The sequence below is a fragment of the Mesoplasma lactucae ATCC 49193 genome (assembly GCF_002441935.1).
Classification (GTDB): Bacteria; Bacillota_I; Bacilli_A; order Mycoplasmatales; family Mycoplasmataceae; genus Edwardiiplasma; species Edwardiiplasma lactucae.
In genome coordinates, this window is the sequence record NZ_CP023668.1 from 407,386 (window position 1) to 422,505 (window position 15,120).

Below are 15,120 nucleotides of genomic sequence, written 5' to 3' on the forward strand. Positions count from 1 at the left end.
ATGTGATATTTCCCTTATAAATAAAAGTTCTTTTTACATACAACTTAATATTAAACTATTTCTTTTTCTTTGCATTATCTTCAACAGCCTTTTTAACAAAATCTAATGAAGTTTCAATATAATTTTCTTTATATTCAATTAAAGCTTTAGTATGGTGATAGCCATCATAAATTCTTAAATGATTTTGAACACTATGTTCAATGTTATTTTTTTCAGTTCACATTCTAAAGCTATCTAAATAATCAGTAACTTTATCATAACGATTGTGAATGTATAAAATTGGAAAACGCATATTATCTGCTTGAATTAATTTTGTGAAATCTAATCCACTTAAATCAACACCATACTCATTTTTATAAATCATTAACATTTGGCTTAAAACTTCATTGGCATATCCTTCAAAAAAGGAAGCTGAGTTATCAGCAATCATTCGTTCAAGAAGTTTTGGTACAGACATATAAGCTGAATCAGAAACTCCTCAAATAATGTTTGCTTGTTTAATTAATTCTGGTTCAGTTAACATAAAGTAGTTTAAGGTAAATCCACCCATACTAGTTCCAACTAAACCAATGTGATCAATTGTGTATGATTCCATTAATCATTTAATTGCAGCAATTAAATCTCATTTTTCTTTATATCCTCAAGTCACAACATCAATTCCACTTTGACCATGGTTTCTAAAGTCAAAAGTTAAAATGTTATAACCTAAAGCACGATAATGTCAGGTTAAATATAAAACATCAAAACGATTTGAGTTATACCCATGACAACCAACAATTCATTTGTTGGTTGGTTTATCGTTTAATCAAACACTTGCAGCAATTTTATTTTGATCAAGTGATGGGAAAGTAACATTTAAAGAAGGAGACTTATAGTCAACATCCATCTTTTTATTTGAGTTTCTAGTCACAGGAGAAAAGTCAAACATTTTAATTAAATTTAAACGAACGCTATCTCCATCTTTGTTAACATAAATCGGAGTTGAGAAGTGAGTATTTCACATGTTAACCATGATTTTTGCTAACGTACCAGGTTTTTGTTCTTGTTCTTTTACTTTTGGTTTTTTCATGAAAAGATGGGCCTTTCTAAATATATAAGTGTGCTTTTATCTTTATTATAACAATCAAAAAACTAATTAAAGTTCTTGTGCTTAAGAAAGATAAGAAAAAAGGAAATAAGATAAGCTCTCATTTCCTATTTGATTTCTAATTCAAAAACATTGTCTTCGATTTTAGTTAAATAACCTTCTTTTGCAAAGATTACTCCACTCATAAAGTTTAATGTTTTTGAACGATCGTCTTTAGGCATTTTAGTTAAGACAATAATAATTTTTTTATAATCCATTAATCCTTTGGCAGCTTGTTTGATATCTTCAAAACTTGTTGGAGTATATCTTGGAGTAATGGGAAGCTCTTTATCATCATCACCGATTGCCATTGTTATGTCAGCTGAAGAATCATTTAGAAGAAAAGTTCCGTCATCAACTTCTAAATTATTTTTACTTCTTTGGTTTTTGTTTTTGAAGATAGCCATCATTATTTATGTTTAACGAATGACGGAATATCGTTATCTTCATTATTGAAGGTGAAGTTAGTCATAGTTGCTTCTAAAACTTCTTCTTCAGTCAAATCACCAAAGCTAATGTCTTCTTCAGCTTCATCTTCTTCATCAAGATCATAATCTGATTCAACCATTTCAACTTCTTCGTCCATATCAGTTGCACTAGTTTGTTGTGGTTCATTGACAGTTTGTTGTGAAAAATCAAGTTCTTCATTTTCATTACTTTCAAGGTTTTCATCAAAACCTGTAGCAATAATTGTTACAACAATGTTATCTTTTAATTCATCGTTTGTAGCCATACCAAAGACAATGTTTAAATCTTCTCCAGCAGCTTCTTCAATTACATTAACTGCTGCATAAACATCATTTAAAGTAATTTTGCTTCCACCAGTTACATTAACAATTGCATCTTTTGCACCACGAATTGAAGTGTCTAATAATGAAGAGTTGATAGCTTTTTTAGCAGCTTCAACAGCTCCACCATCACCAGATCCAACTCCAATTCCAAATAAAGCTTTACCTTTATTTTTCATCACATTTTTAACGTCTGCAAAATCTAAATTGATTTGTGATGGAATTGCAATTAAATCAGTAATTGTTTGAACTCCTTGTCTTAAGATATTGTCAGCTTCTCTAAATGATTCTTTGGCTGGAATATTTCCAGTTAATTCTAATAAACGGTCATTTGAAACAATAATCATTGAATCCACATTTTTTTGTAATTCTTCAATTCCTTCGTTTGCAAAGTTAACACGTTTTTTACCTTCAAATCTAAATGGTTTAGTAACAATCCCGATTGTTAAAGCACCAAGTTCTCTAGCTATTTTAGCAATAACAGGTGCAGCACCAGTTCCAGTACCCCCACCCATTCCAGCAGCAATAAAGACTAATTCAGCTCCTTGTAAAGCTTCTTTAATTTCATCTTCTGCTTCAATTGCAGCTTTTTTACCAATTTCAGGATCTGCTCCTGCTCCTAATCCTTTGCAAGTAGCCTCTCCTAAAATTAATTTTTTATCAATTCCAGATGCATTTAAAACTTGCATATCTGTATTAGCAACGATAAATTCAACGTTTTTCATGTCATTTTCTAACATGCGGTTAACAGCATTGTTTCCTCCGCCACCAACTCCAATGACCTTAATCATTGCTCCATTGTTTACTCATTCTTTTGCCATTGTATATCAACTCCTTATTTATCTAACTCTCTGACAAAAACATTGTTTGTACTTCTAAAGTATGAAACTGTTTTTGCTGATTGTTCATTTTGATTTTCCATCATGACTAACATGTCTGGTTGGTTCATGATTTGTTTTTCTTTATCAACCATTTCAGAACGTAATTTCATTCCTGATTGATGTTTAATGTTATTAGCATAACCAATGATGTTTTTCATTTCTTGGTTATAAACTCCTAACACTTCTTCTTTTTTATTGTTTTTTAACATTTTCATGTTTTTATGTTTGAAATAGTTAGCAACGTTTTTAATATCACTAATCATTCCACATTGATATTGCATTGCAATATCATTAGTATTTAATCCCATTTGTAAAGAGACTGAAGTTTGAACATCTTTTAAAACTTCGTCTAATTTTGTAATTAACATTTTTAAAATTTGGTTTGCAGTAAATGTAGAGATGACTGCGTTTTTATTCTTGTTTCTCAATAAACAAGTGTTTTTATTGCCAAATCCTAATTTATTAAGATCTAGGTGGTTTTCAATAATATTTTTAATTTGTGATAAATCTTGTTTTGTGTTTAAATTTAATTCTTCAGTAATTCTTGAGTAAAGGTCATTTAACCCAACAGTAACATTTACTCTTCTTACGTTTCCAAAACCATCATAATATTTAACTCAAATATCATTTCATCCTCATTCATAAACGATTGAGGGTTTTAAATATAATGATTGAGTTAAAGCAGTGGGTAAATTAACCTTATTTAATCCAGAGATTTTAGCTACATCAATATTTAAATCATCAAAAACTTGTTTTAAGGGGTCAAATTTTTGTTTATTGATTTTTTGTCATTCTGATGAAAAACTAATTTCATTAGAAGTTAGTTTTTTAGCAGTAATTGGTGATTTGGTTCATTTACCATTGACCTTAACTGCACCACAGGTACAATCAATCGCCATTTCTTTATTTTCTTTACTGATGATTTCTTTTTGTTTATTTACGAATTTTGTTCATGTTTCTCTTACAAAGTCACTTGTAATGTAATATTCACCATATTCGTTAGCTTTGATTTCAACATCTAAAATGCGGTTTTCAAAACTAATAAATTCATTTGGGATAAGTAAACTTACTTTTTCTAAATGTTTTTGATATTGTGGGTAAATACTTTTGAACTTATTTGTAGCGTTTTGTAAAAAATCTTCTAAGTTTTTTAATTCTTCTTGTTTAAAAGATGAATCATAGTCAGCAAACTGTGAAAAGATTTTTTTACTATCAATAAATAATACTCGGTTAGCACCAACAAGTTGAATATCAACAACAGAATAGTTAACCATTCCATCACTTTTAATTTCAATAATTTGATCAATTTCTTGATAATTCTTGTTCATAACCATTACCCCTTTCTATAGGTTTTCTTTTATTTTTTTTCGATTACTCAAAGTTTTGAACTATGAGCTCTTCTATTTTGTTCAAGCTCATCTTTTGATGGCTTGATCGGTTTTTTGGAGATAAGTTTAAATTTTGTTCCGTCATCATCAACTTCAACGGGTAAGTTTTTTAAAACTTGTTGTTGTGGTGAAGTTGTTGCTTCTTTAACAATCTTTGAAACAATTTTTTCTTCTTGTGACTGGAAGGTTATAATACATATTCTTCCATGTGGTTTAATCACATCTAGTGCTTGTCTTAAAGACTTCTCTAAAGCATCCATTTCTCCATTCACATAAACTCTCAAAGCTTGGAATGTTTTCTTAGCTGGGTGTTTTGGAAGCTTTAATACTTTTTGTGGTAAAGCTTTTTTAATCACATCAACTAGTTGAAGGGTTGATTTAATTGGTCTTGATTTGACAATTTCTCTAGCAATTTGTTTAGAAAATTTTTCATCACCATATTGATAAATAATATTGGCAAGTTCTTTTTCATCATAAGTATTAACAACTTTCTCGGCTGTTAAATCTTGTGATTGATCCATTCTCATGTCCAGAGGACCATCGAATCGATAGCTGAACCCGCGATTATCTTCATCAAATTGGGGTGAAGAAACTCCTAAGTCATATAAGATTCCATCAACTTCAAAGATACCTTCAATTGCTAATAAAGCTTTTAAGTTATCAAAATTACCTTTAATAATTTTGAAGTTTGGTTTAATCTCACTTAAGCGTTTCTGGCTTTTTTCTATTGCTTCATCATCGCGATCGATACTGATTAAAAGACCTTTATCAGATAATCTTTTTAAGATTTCTGATGAATGGCCTCCGCGACCTAAAGTACAGTCAACATAGATTCCGTCAGGATTGATATTTAAATTATCAATGCTTTCTTGTAACAAAACTGATATATGTTCCATTATTTGTTACCTCCCAATTGGGAAGCAACTTCTTCAAATTTTGGTTCATTTTCAGCTTCATAATTATCGAATTTATCACGATCTCAAATTTCTAAGTGATCGATAACTCCAATAATGTAGACTTCTTTTGAAATTCCTGCATTCTTTAGTTGTTCAGCTGATAGTCTAATTCTTCCAGCATTATCAATCTCAACTTCTTCAGTGTTTGCAAAAATCTCACGAGTTACCATTCTGGCACCCGGATTAGTTTGTGAAAACTGTTGAATTTGATTTGTATATGCTGAAAAGGCTTCAGGGGTTCTAACTTCTAGACAACCCTCAAACCCTTTAGATACATAAACAACATTGCTAAGTTTGTTTCTTATTTTTGATGGAATAGTTAATCGAGACTTGTCATCGATTAAATGTGCATATTTTCCAATTAGTAGTTCCATGACAAATGCCCCCACTTTCTCCCACTCCCCAACATTATAACCACAAAAAGCACACTTTTCTATTTTTTGTCAACAAAATTTTTTTGTATTTTTTTGAAACAATCATTTTTTGAAACAATAGGAGAATAAAAAAAGAACGCTTCAGTTAGCGTTCTTTGATTATTGTAATTTGTAAAACTAAAAACTAGTTTTCAGTTTTAACTGCTTCTTTACCTTTGTAGAAACCACAATCTCTACATACGCGGTGTGGTTTAATCATTGCTCCGCAGTTTTCGCAAGAGATGATTGCACTACTTTTTAAAGCCATGTGACTTCTTCTTTTATTTTTAACAGATTTACTTGTTTTTCTGAATGGTACAGCCATAATTACACCTCCACTTTTCTCTAATAACTTTTAAAGTTAATTCTTGTTCTTATCGTCTTTGAACTTAAATTCTTTTAATTTGTCTCATCTAGGATCTGGTTGGTTATTCTTGTTAGCTTCATATTCTTCTTCTGACATCAAACTTCAACCAGAACCAGCCTTTGAGATTATATCATGATTATGTGTTAAGTTCATAGGAATATTTGCGTTAATTTGTTCAATAACTAAGGTATCGAAATCAACGTTTTCTCCATCAATAATGTTTACATCATCATTGTTTTTATTAACAAAACTATAAGCATCATCTCAAGGGATTTCTTCTTCATGAACGATTAGTTCACCATCACGAGCATCAATGGCATCTAAACTATAATTAATAGTTCCATGCACAATGATTTCATCTTCATTTTTATCATAAAATACTTCAGCATCATAACTAACAGTATTATATTTTTTAATTAATGGGGAATGAATTTCAAACCCATCAAATTTTGTTAATTCATTAGAAACTTCAAACGGTTCTTTTCCATGTTTACGGATTTCTTGTTTTAACATTCTTATCTCACTTTTACTTTCATTTCTTTAGCATTATTTAAGATCTTGTCTCATTGTCCATTAATTGTAGCATCATTTAACTGATTAGTTAAATTGTTGAAAGTAATAGAAATTGATAAAGCAATTTTATTTTCTTTTTTCATTTCTTCTGATTGATAAATATCAATTAATTTGTAATCAGTAATGTAATCAACACCATCTAATAATTCTTTAATTAATTCTTGATAAGCTAAATCAGTTGAAGTTTCTAAAGAAATATCTCTTGATGAAGCTTGGTATTTTGAAACTTCTTTAATTGTTAAAGTTTCATTAATCACACTAAATAAAGTTCCTAAATCGATTTCTCCAACAAAAGTTTTTCCTAATTTGTTTTTTTCTTCATATCTTGGATTTAAACAATAGATAAATCCAATTGTTTTAGCACCAATTTTAATTTTGGCATTTTGATATGGGTGAATTTCAGCAATTACTTTGTTTGTCGGGATTAGTTCATAACTAACTTTTGTTTGATCAACATTATATAAATCAAAGATATCTTCTAAGATTCCTTTTAAATAAAAGAAGTTAGCTTCTTGTCTATCTCTAAAGTCACTATTAAATTCTCCACTTAAAGCTCATGCTAAGTGAGTTTGACGTCCATCAGTTGTATAAACATCAGCAATTTCAAATAATTTTAAGTTTTTATTTCCTTTAGCTGAGTTTGATTGAATAATATCAATCATTGATTTTCCTAAACTCATTCGATAAACTTCATGAAGGTTTGATAATGGTGACATTAATTTAACTGGTTTTTTTAAGTTAAATAAGTTTCAATGTTTATTATCTTCTTCATTTACTAATGAATAAGTTTTAATATTCATCAATCCAGCCCCAATTAAATAGTTAGTAACTTTCTTTTGTAAGTCGGCATTTAAATCTTGTTCATGCTTCATTGCTTTAATTACAAGTGGTTTTGGAATGATTCTGTCATATCCATAAATTCTTGCAACTTCTTCTGCAACTTCTTTTTCACCAGTAATATCAATTCTGTTTGGATCACAAATGAAAGTCATATCATCACTACGACCTTTAATTTCAAATCCTTGTAAGTCTTCAAATAAGTCTTTGATTTCATCAATGTTAAATTCAGTTCCTAAAGTGTAATTTAGATATGAAACAGAAGTTTCAATTTCATTATGAACAATTACAGGCCCTAAAAGATATTCAAGTTTATGAGCACTACTAATTAAAGCATAGTCATCAAAGATATCCTTTAAAGTTTCATTAGCATCTTCAAATTTATTAGCATATAAAGGTTTGATATATCTTTGTAAAGCAACGTTTGAAGTATTTAAACGTTTTTGTTGGGTTCTCATAATAACTGGATTGAAGTTAAAATAAATTGCTAAAACTTGTTTTGTTTTATCAGTTACTCGATATTTATTTTCAACTTCTAAACCAATTACATCAATAATTGATTGACCATCTTTTAAAGCGACTAGTTCTTGATCATCAATTGTTGATGTTCCTAAACTAATATCTTTTGATTTTAATTTATCATAATCAATTAAAATAACTGGTTGAGCAATTTCAATTGCCATTACGTTTGCTAAGTCATATAAATAGTTTCCAGTTGATTTACAATTATTAAATTTTAATCATAAATCAGTTTCAACATTTAACTTATCTTCATAATTATCAATCATAAAGATTGAATATCCAGCAGTATTAACAGCTCCATCTAAACTTGGAGCAATTTTTAAATTAATATCTTCAATATTCTTTTTATCTTTAACTTTATTATCTAAACGATAAAAATCAGTTTGTGAATGGAAGTAGTTTCCTAATTCTTTTAATAATTGAACACTACTTAAAGCATCAGATCTATTTAAAGTTAAATCCATATCTCAAATATAATCATCAAAACCAATAGCATCAACACCTTTACCAATTAAAGCATCAAGGTTGTTGTATGATTCGATAATATAAATTCCGTTTTGTTCTTCTTCAGTTAAAACTGATGGTGAAACTCCAATTTCAGATAATGAACAAATCATTCCTTCAGATTTATATCCCAAAAGTTCTCTTTCATCCATTGTAATTCCAGCAGCAATTGTTGATCCAATTGGAGCCACAATTACATAAATACCTTCCTTTACATTTGGAGCACCACAAACAATTTGAACAAATTTCTTTTCTCCAAGTTGAACTTTATTAACAGTTAAATGAGAATCAGGAATTTTTTCAGATTCAACAACTTTTCCAATAACTAAACCTTTGTTTAATTTTGAATAATCTTTAGTTTCTTCAACTTCAAAACCTAATGAGTTTAAAGCAACAGAAATTTCATCGTTTGAAATTCCTGATAAATCCATGAATTTTTGAAGTCAGTTTCTAGTTAAAATCATTTCTTTCCCTCTTCCTATTTTCCATAGAACTTAAATTGTTCTAAGAATTGTACGTTGTTTTCATAAAAATCACGAATGTTTGCAATCCCAAATTTTAACATTGCAATTCTTTCAATCCCAATTCCGAAAGCTAATCCAGAAATAGATTTAGGATCGAATCCATTTTCTTCAAATACTTGATCGTTAATTAATCCAGCACCTAAAACTTCGATTCAACCGCTTTGTTTACATAAGTCACAACCTTCACCATCACATTTAAAGCAAGAAATATCTGCTTCAACACTTGGTTCAGTGAATGGGAAGTAACTTGGACGGAAACGAACTCTTGCTTTTTCATCAAATAATCTTTGACACATATATGTCAATAATCATTTAAGGTTGGCAAAAGTAATGTTATCTCCAACCGCAAACCCATCAATTTGCATAAATTGGTGTGAGTGAGTAGCATCATCGTCATCTCTTCGATAAACATTACCATAAGAAATACATGCTAAGTTATGACCATTATTTTTACTTAATTCAGTTAGTAAATGTGAAGTCATATTAGTTGAGTGTGTTCTTAAAACAGTATCTTCATCAATATAAAAAGTATCTTGCATATCACGAGCAGGGTGTCCTTTAGGCAAGTTTAATTTTTGGAAGTTGAATTCATCAGAATCAACTTCAGTTCCAGAAATCATTTGGAATCCTAATTCTTCAAAGATATTCGCAATTTCATCAATTACCAAGTTTAATGGGTGTAAAGTTCCAAATCCTAAACGTTCACCTGGTAAAGAAACATCAACTTGTTCTTTTTTTAGTTTTTCATTTAAGATTTCTTGTTGGAATTGTTCGTTTAATTCGTTGATTTGTGAATTAATTTCGCTACGAGCATCATTTGTTAATTGACCAATTTCTTTTTTTTCTTCTGGAGTTGCTTGTTTCATTCCTTTTAGGATTTCAACAAGTGGTGAGTTTTTACCAGCAAATTGGCGACGAACTTCTTCTAATTCGTTAGGTGTTTTAACTTTTTTGATTTCTTTGTTAAAACCATCCAAAATATGTTGGATTTTATCTTTCATAATATTCCCCTCTCGTGAATCTAGTCATTTATATATTTTACTATTTATTCTCAAAAATCAAAAGAAACTAAATCATGAAAACAAAAAAAGAAAGTCATTTTAGACTTTCTTATCTTATTCATGTTTATGTTTTAAATTTTTAACAAGATTAGTTTGTTCAATAATCTTTCCATCATAAGCATTTGCTAAAATACCATAAACTTGATCGTTTGGAATTGCTTTTGAGATTAACTTAATTGATTCTTTCATTTTTTTCATAATTGTTAAAACAAAATACTCATAGCGATAAGCTTCTCAATATAAAGGTTCTCAATCAACTAATTGTTTATGTAAAGGAAAATTACCAACTGTAGCAACAATTCAAGGAATAAATCCTTCATTGATATAATCTTTAAAGTTTTTATAAAAGTTATTTAAAAACTCAACATAGATGTTTTTGATTTTTTCTTCATTTTTGATTTCTAAAAGATAACGTTGTAAAGCATTTCTAGTATTTAAAGAAAGTTCACGAAGTTGATCAACCTTATCATCAATCATCAGAATTTCATTATGGTTTAATTGAAAATCCATATTTAAAGAAATTTGTGATTGAATGGTAGTTTTAGAAATTAAATTATCAAACCCTTCAAAGAATCAGCGAATGTGGAAGTTTTCTTCTGTTCCTGTATTCACCTTTGCAGTTTTATCTTTTTCGAACTCTTCTTCTCACTCTGTGAAAATACTCATTTATTAAATCTTCTTTCTATCCAAATGATGTCACTTGTGTTAGTGGCGTTTTGTTTACTTGATAATCAGCAATTGCTCAACCAATTACTAAGATTGAACCAATTACTAAGAAAGTAATGACTGGTGCTTTTCATGAGAAAGCCATGAAAATATAAATTTGTCATTGTGAAGCTACCAGTTCTAAGACTCCTCACCAAATCAATAATGACAATAAATAAGCAATTACAAATGAGATTAATGCTCCTGTAATATAACTTCCCATAACAATTCAGTTAATTTCACGTTTTGTATAACCTAATGAACGTAAAGTTAAGATAACTTGTGCTTGTTCTTCAACAACAATGTTCATAACCACAATTAAGATGATTAATAACAGAATTGCTTCAAGAATCATGAATAAAGTTAAGATGTTATTAACTCTACTTGTAGCATCGTTTACTCCAACTCTTAAAATGTTGTAAGGTGTTACTCCTGAATTCATTGAGATTGAAGCAACGTTAGGGTTTGTTAATAAACGTACGTTTGTATCAACATTTAAGTTAAATAATTTTTGAATATCAATCATTCCGTTAAAGATTGAACCAAAAACAGATGAATTTGGTGCGATTGATAAAGCAACGTTGTTTCCAACAAATTTTAATGAGTTGATTGAACCTGCTAAATCATTTAAATTAATATCACCTTCTAACATTGGAGATTGTGAAGTTAAGTTATTGAAGATTGGTTGACCATTATCAATTGTTTTATTAACTTCATCACTAAAGAATTTTTGACGATATTGATCATAATCAACATCAATTGGTCATCCACCTAAGAATTGGAAAGTAATGTTTTTATTAATTCCAATAACTTTAAGTTTTAAACGTTGTCTTTGTAAAGTATTAGTTGATGATTCTAAGATATCTCCAACTTCTAATTTTCTAGCTTTTGCTAAACCATAAGGAACGATTGCGTTAATAGTTTCAGGATCATCAAGTTCATTTCCTAATTCTCTGAAAGTATTTTCACTAACTCCGTTTAAATCATAAGCATGGAAGTAATCTCCATATTTAGTTGTTTGTGAATCAACTAATCTTACATAAGAACTAGCATCATCATTAGAATCTAATCCTAAAATTGGTAATTGATATTGTAAGAAATCTTTTTCTTGATTATAGAATAATTCATTAATTGTTAAAGTAGGGTTTTGATTAATATCAGGATTATTAACTCCTAACATCATTGCAGACATAATTAATGAAATTGTATCTTGAGAAAGTTTAGATAATGAAAGTCCACCGCTTTGAACACCACTATCATCTTTATCACCTTTTTTAGCTGCATCACCCATTAAAGCACTAGTATCAACTAATGGATTATTAGCAATTCCTCAATATTTAGAATTGTTTGGATCAAAGTCTTTAACAATTTTGTCATTTGCTTTTACATACTCAACAGCTTTATCGATATCTGTTGTTCTATATTTTGCAGTTTTATCTCATGAATTATTTTTAGTAATTGCTGGTTTAAAGTTTTTAGCTAAATAATCATGTACTTTTCCGTCAACATAGTTTTCAAATAATTCCATGGTAATGATTTTTGTAATATCACTCATGAATAAGTTATTTTTCAATCCATTAACATCACGATCTTGCATTCCAAAAACAGTATTTACAAAATTAGCTTCAATTTCAGCTTTAGCTTTATCTTTTGTTACCTTATCTTTTCCAAATAATGCATCATGAATTGGTAAACGACTGTTATGTTCTTTTGTATAAGCTTCTAGATCGTTTAATGTAAATTTATGATTATCTTTAACTTGTTGAACAGTTTGAGTATCTAAACCGTTTTCACCATTAATCATGAATGATAAAACTCAGTTAATGTAGTAGTCATCATAAATAACTTTTCCAAGTTGACGCATTTGAGCATTATTTACTGGTGTGCTTGATCATTTATCATAATAGCCATTTTTAATCATTACAGTATCTAAAGCTTTTTCTCTTGTAGCTTTATTACTAAATGAATTTGTAATTCCACCAATAATATAACTTACTCTGAATCTTGAATCAGATGTTTTTTTATCTTCATTTAAAACATCGCTCATTGATTGATCCCCACTTGAATAAGGGATATATTGGAAATCTTGTTCATGATATTTATCAATGTTTTTAAAGTCATATTTTGTTTCATCATAGTTGATATTTAAATCTTGTGGATTTGATCAATAGAAGTTATGGTCAACTTTACTATTAATAATTGAGAATCCTTGATCAACTGTTGAATACATAATTGCTTGAGCACCAAACATTAATGAGAATGTTAAAGAAGCAAAGGCAAATAAAACTTGAACAGTTATGAATTTACCCATACTTGTTCTTACAAATGATCTTTGTAAACGGTAGTTGAATCAAATATCTTTTTTATCCAATCAACGAATAAAGTGTGATGGTTTAAGAGTTTTTGAAACTTTATAACCATTTGAAAGTAATGATAATGTTGGTTCGTTTAAGTATTTTAAAGTTAATAAGTATGAAATTAATAAGAATAATAATGGAACAACAATAAAGATTACAACCATAAATGCTGCTCCAGCATAGATGTGAGCAAAACTAAACATTAAACCATTTACATAGTTTCCTGCTTGATATAGTTGTACTGGAATTGACACTAAATATCCTAAAGCAATACCAACAAAAATAGTTACTAAAGTTTTAACAGCAAAGATTCATGATAATTCTGAGTTTTTATATCCGAATGCTTTGAAAACCCCAAGTTGTTTTCTTGTTTCATTTAATTCTTTTTTAATACTGAAGTTAATAAAGATGAAAGCAAGAATTAAAACAACAACTCCTAAAACAACATAAATAATTACTTGAATCTTAATGTTGTTTAATGATTGATTGGTTTTTGAAGTTTTGAAAGTTGGGAAAATAGTTCTTGATAAATCATAAACACCAGTATTTTTGCTTTCACTAATTGTGAAGGCTTTTTCAATTGGAGTATTTGTTAATTCTTTAATACGGTAAGTTGTTGCATATGCTTTATTATTTTGCGTTGCATATCCTCAACGAGCATTTCTAATTGCATTAAAGAATGAATCATCAACATAACCAATTGCATAACCTGAAATTTCTTCTAGGTAAGGAATATATTTTTTACCTGGAACTAAGTCATCGTATTTTTGACCAGAACCAACAATTTTTGCTTTGATTCCGTTAGCAAAATAAGCGTCACTTGGTGCAGTATCAGGACTTAAAATAACGTTTGCTTCAGGAGTAGAAGGAATTTCAATAACATCACCAATATTAAGGTTGTTATGTTTCATATAGCCACTTGCTAAAACAATAGTTGGCATTTTTCCTTTTTCAATATCTTTAATAGTGAATGCTTCAGGACGATTACCAGATTCAATTTGGATTTGGTTTGCTTCGTTAGTTAACCCTGCATTCTTTAACTCTAAAGAAAAAGTTGGGAATAACGATTCAGTCGTTGTTTTTGAGAAATAATAATTTTGCTCTGTTGATAAAGCAAATTTTAAAGAATTTTGGTTTTGTTGGTTTACAGCATCAGGATTTGAAATATTATGTAAAACTTGATAGTTAATATATGTTTGGAAATTATATCCATATAAAGGGTCAGCTAAAATTTTATACATTTCTGGTGAATAGATTTGATAGCTTAAAATTGTAACTTCTTTATTAGCTGTTTTTCCATCAAAAGTATTTAGAGAATCATCCATTAATTTTGATAAAGAACTTGGGTCTTTAATTGAAAGAATATTAAAAGGCATTTGGTTATACGAAAAGAAGTTATACGCTTTTGTTATTGCTTTAACTTGAGCTTCTCCCTCAGTATACCCTTGATTTTTATATAACTCTTTATCAGTAACAATCATTTGTGTTAAGTTGTTTTTAATTAAAGATTTATTAGCACTAATTCCTTTTTGATCAGCATCAGTGATTTTAATAGTCATTCCACTTGGTGTTAAAGCACCAGCTGCAAATGCTTGCATAGCTGAAACTGAAGTATTAGCAACTTGGGCATGTCATTCTTTTGTGTTGGTATTACTTGGCTTATTAGCATTAATTGAAGCCATTGCTAATTCAGAAAAAATAGATTCAACCGGTTGTTGTCCAATTAATTGACTTGGGCGCCCTAGAATCTCTTTGTATTGTCCTGTTTTTGGATCTGTTGTTGTGAAAGGTTTATTTTCATACATATATTCATAAACAAAATCATCTGTATATAAATCGTTTGTACTAATTCTTTTATTATTTGCCTTGATATAAGTATCAAATTTATTATTATCCTTTGAAAAGTGTGAAAGTTTAGCACTAATCTGTAAAGGAGTTGCTAACATCCCAATTACAACTGCACACATCATTAGAATAAATAAGACTGTTCCAATGGTTTGGATTCAGTTCTTAACGAATGTTTTCATGTAGTTTTTAAAAATAACGCTCATTTTCGCACAATCCCCCACGTTTAAAAGTCTATATAACACATTAATTGTAAATGAAACACACTAATAA

Annotated in this window: 12 protein-coding genes; all 12 read right to left on the reverse strand. The window is 29.1% G+C overall.

From position 1 onward, the window contains the following. Positions 1-55: 55 nt before the first annotated feature. The 12 genes from CP520_RS01795 to CP520_RS01850 all read right to left on the reverse strand — a co-directional run bounded on the left by CP520_RS01795 (position 56) and on the right by CP520_RS01850 (position 15,053). Positions 56-1,069: an alpha/beta hydrolase family protein gene (locus CP520_RS01795; RefSeq protein ID WP_096862771.1), complete on the reverse strand. Its 1,014-nt coding sequence runs from the start codon at positions 1,067-1,069 to the stop codon at positions 56-58. A gap of 125 nt (positions 1,070-1,194) precedes the next feature. After that, a complete protein-coding gene (locus CP520_RS01800; protein ID WP_096862772.1) occupies positions 1,195-1,536 on the reverse strand; it encodes a cell division protein SepF in 342 nt (113 codons plus the stop codon). Further along, complete coding sequence (gene ftsZ, locus CP520_RS01805; protein ID WP_096862773.1) at positions 1,536-2,735, reverse strand: cell division protein FtsZ; 1,200 nt, start codon at positions 2,733-2,735, stop codon at positions 1,536-1,538. Before ftsZ ends, CP520_RS01800 begins: the two co-directional genes overlap by 1 nt. A gap of 14 nt (positions 2,736-2,749) precedes the next feature. Further along, positions 2,750-4,123, reverse strand: coding sequence for a hypothetical protein (locus tag CP520_RS01810; RefSeq protein WP_096862774.1), 1,374 nt, complete (start codon positions 4,121-4,123; stop codon positions 2,750-2,752). 29 nt (positions 4,124-4,152) lie between these two features. Then, positions 4,153-5,079 carry a 16S rRNA (cytosine(1402)-N(4))-methyltransferase RsmH gene (gene rsmH, locus CP520_RS01815; RefSeq protein WP_211276341.1) on the reverse strand — a complete coding sequence of 309 codons (927 nt, stop codon included), beginning with the start codon at positions 5,077-5,079 and terminating at the stop codon, positions 4,153-4,155. Beyond that, entirely contained in the window at positions 5,079-5,513 is a 435-nt protein-coding gene (gene mraZ / locus CP520_RS01820) for a division/cell wall cluster transcriptional repressor MraZ (protein WP_096862776.1), read from the reverse strand. Before mraZ ends, rsmH begins: the two co-directional genes overlap by 1 nt. 184 nt (positions 5,514-5,697) lie before the next feature. Further along, positions 5,698-5,877, reverse strand: a complete 180-nt coding sequence (gene rpmF, locus CP520_RS01825) for a 50S ribosomal protein L32 (RefSeq protein WP_096862777.1) — start codon at positions 5,875-5,877, stop codon at positions 5,698-5,700. 36 nt (positions 5,878-5,913) lie between these two features. Next, entirely contained in the window at positions 5,914-6,432 is a 519-nt protein-coding gene (locus tag CP520_RS01830; protein ID WP_096862778.1) for a YceD family protein, read from the reverse strand. Positions 6,433-6,434: 2 nt separating this feature from the next. Further along, a complete protein-coding gene (pheT, locus tag CP520_RS01835; RefSeq protein WP_096862779.1) occupies positions 6,435-8,819 on the reverse strand; it encodes a phenylalanine--tRNA ligase subunit beta in 2,385 nt (794 codons plus the stop codon). A gap of 14 nt (positions 8,820-8,833) precedes the next feature. Further along, positions 8,834-9,880: a phenylalanine--tRNA ligase subunit alpha gene (gene pheS, locus CP520_RS01840; RefSeq protein ID WP_096862780.1), complete on the reverse strand. Its 1,047-nt coding sequence runs from the start codon at positions 9,878-9,880 to the stop codon at positions 8,834-8,836. 114 nt (positions 9,881-9,994) lie between these two features. After that, complete coding sequence (locus CP520_RS01845; RefSeq protein ID WP_096862781.1) at positions 9,995-10,606, reverse strand: hypothetical protein; 612 nt, start codon at positions 10,604-10,606, stop codon at positions 9,995-9,997. A 16-nt stretch (positions 10,607-10,622) separates the two neighbouring features. Continuing rightward, on the reverse strand, positions 10,623-15,053 hold the full coding sequence (locus CP520_RS01850) for an ABC transporter permease (protein ID WP_096862782.1): 4,431 nt from the start codon (positions 15,051-15,053) through the stop codon (positions 10,623-10,625). Between the last annotated feature and the right edge of the window lie 67 nt (positions 15,054-15,120).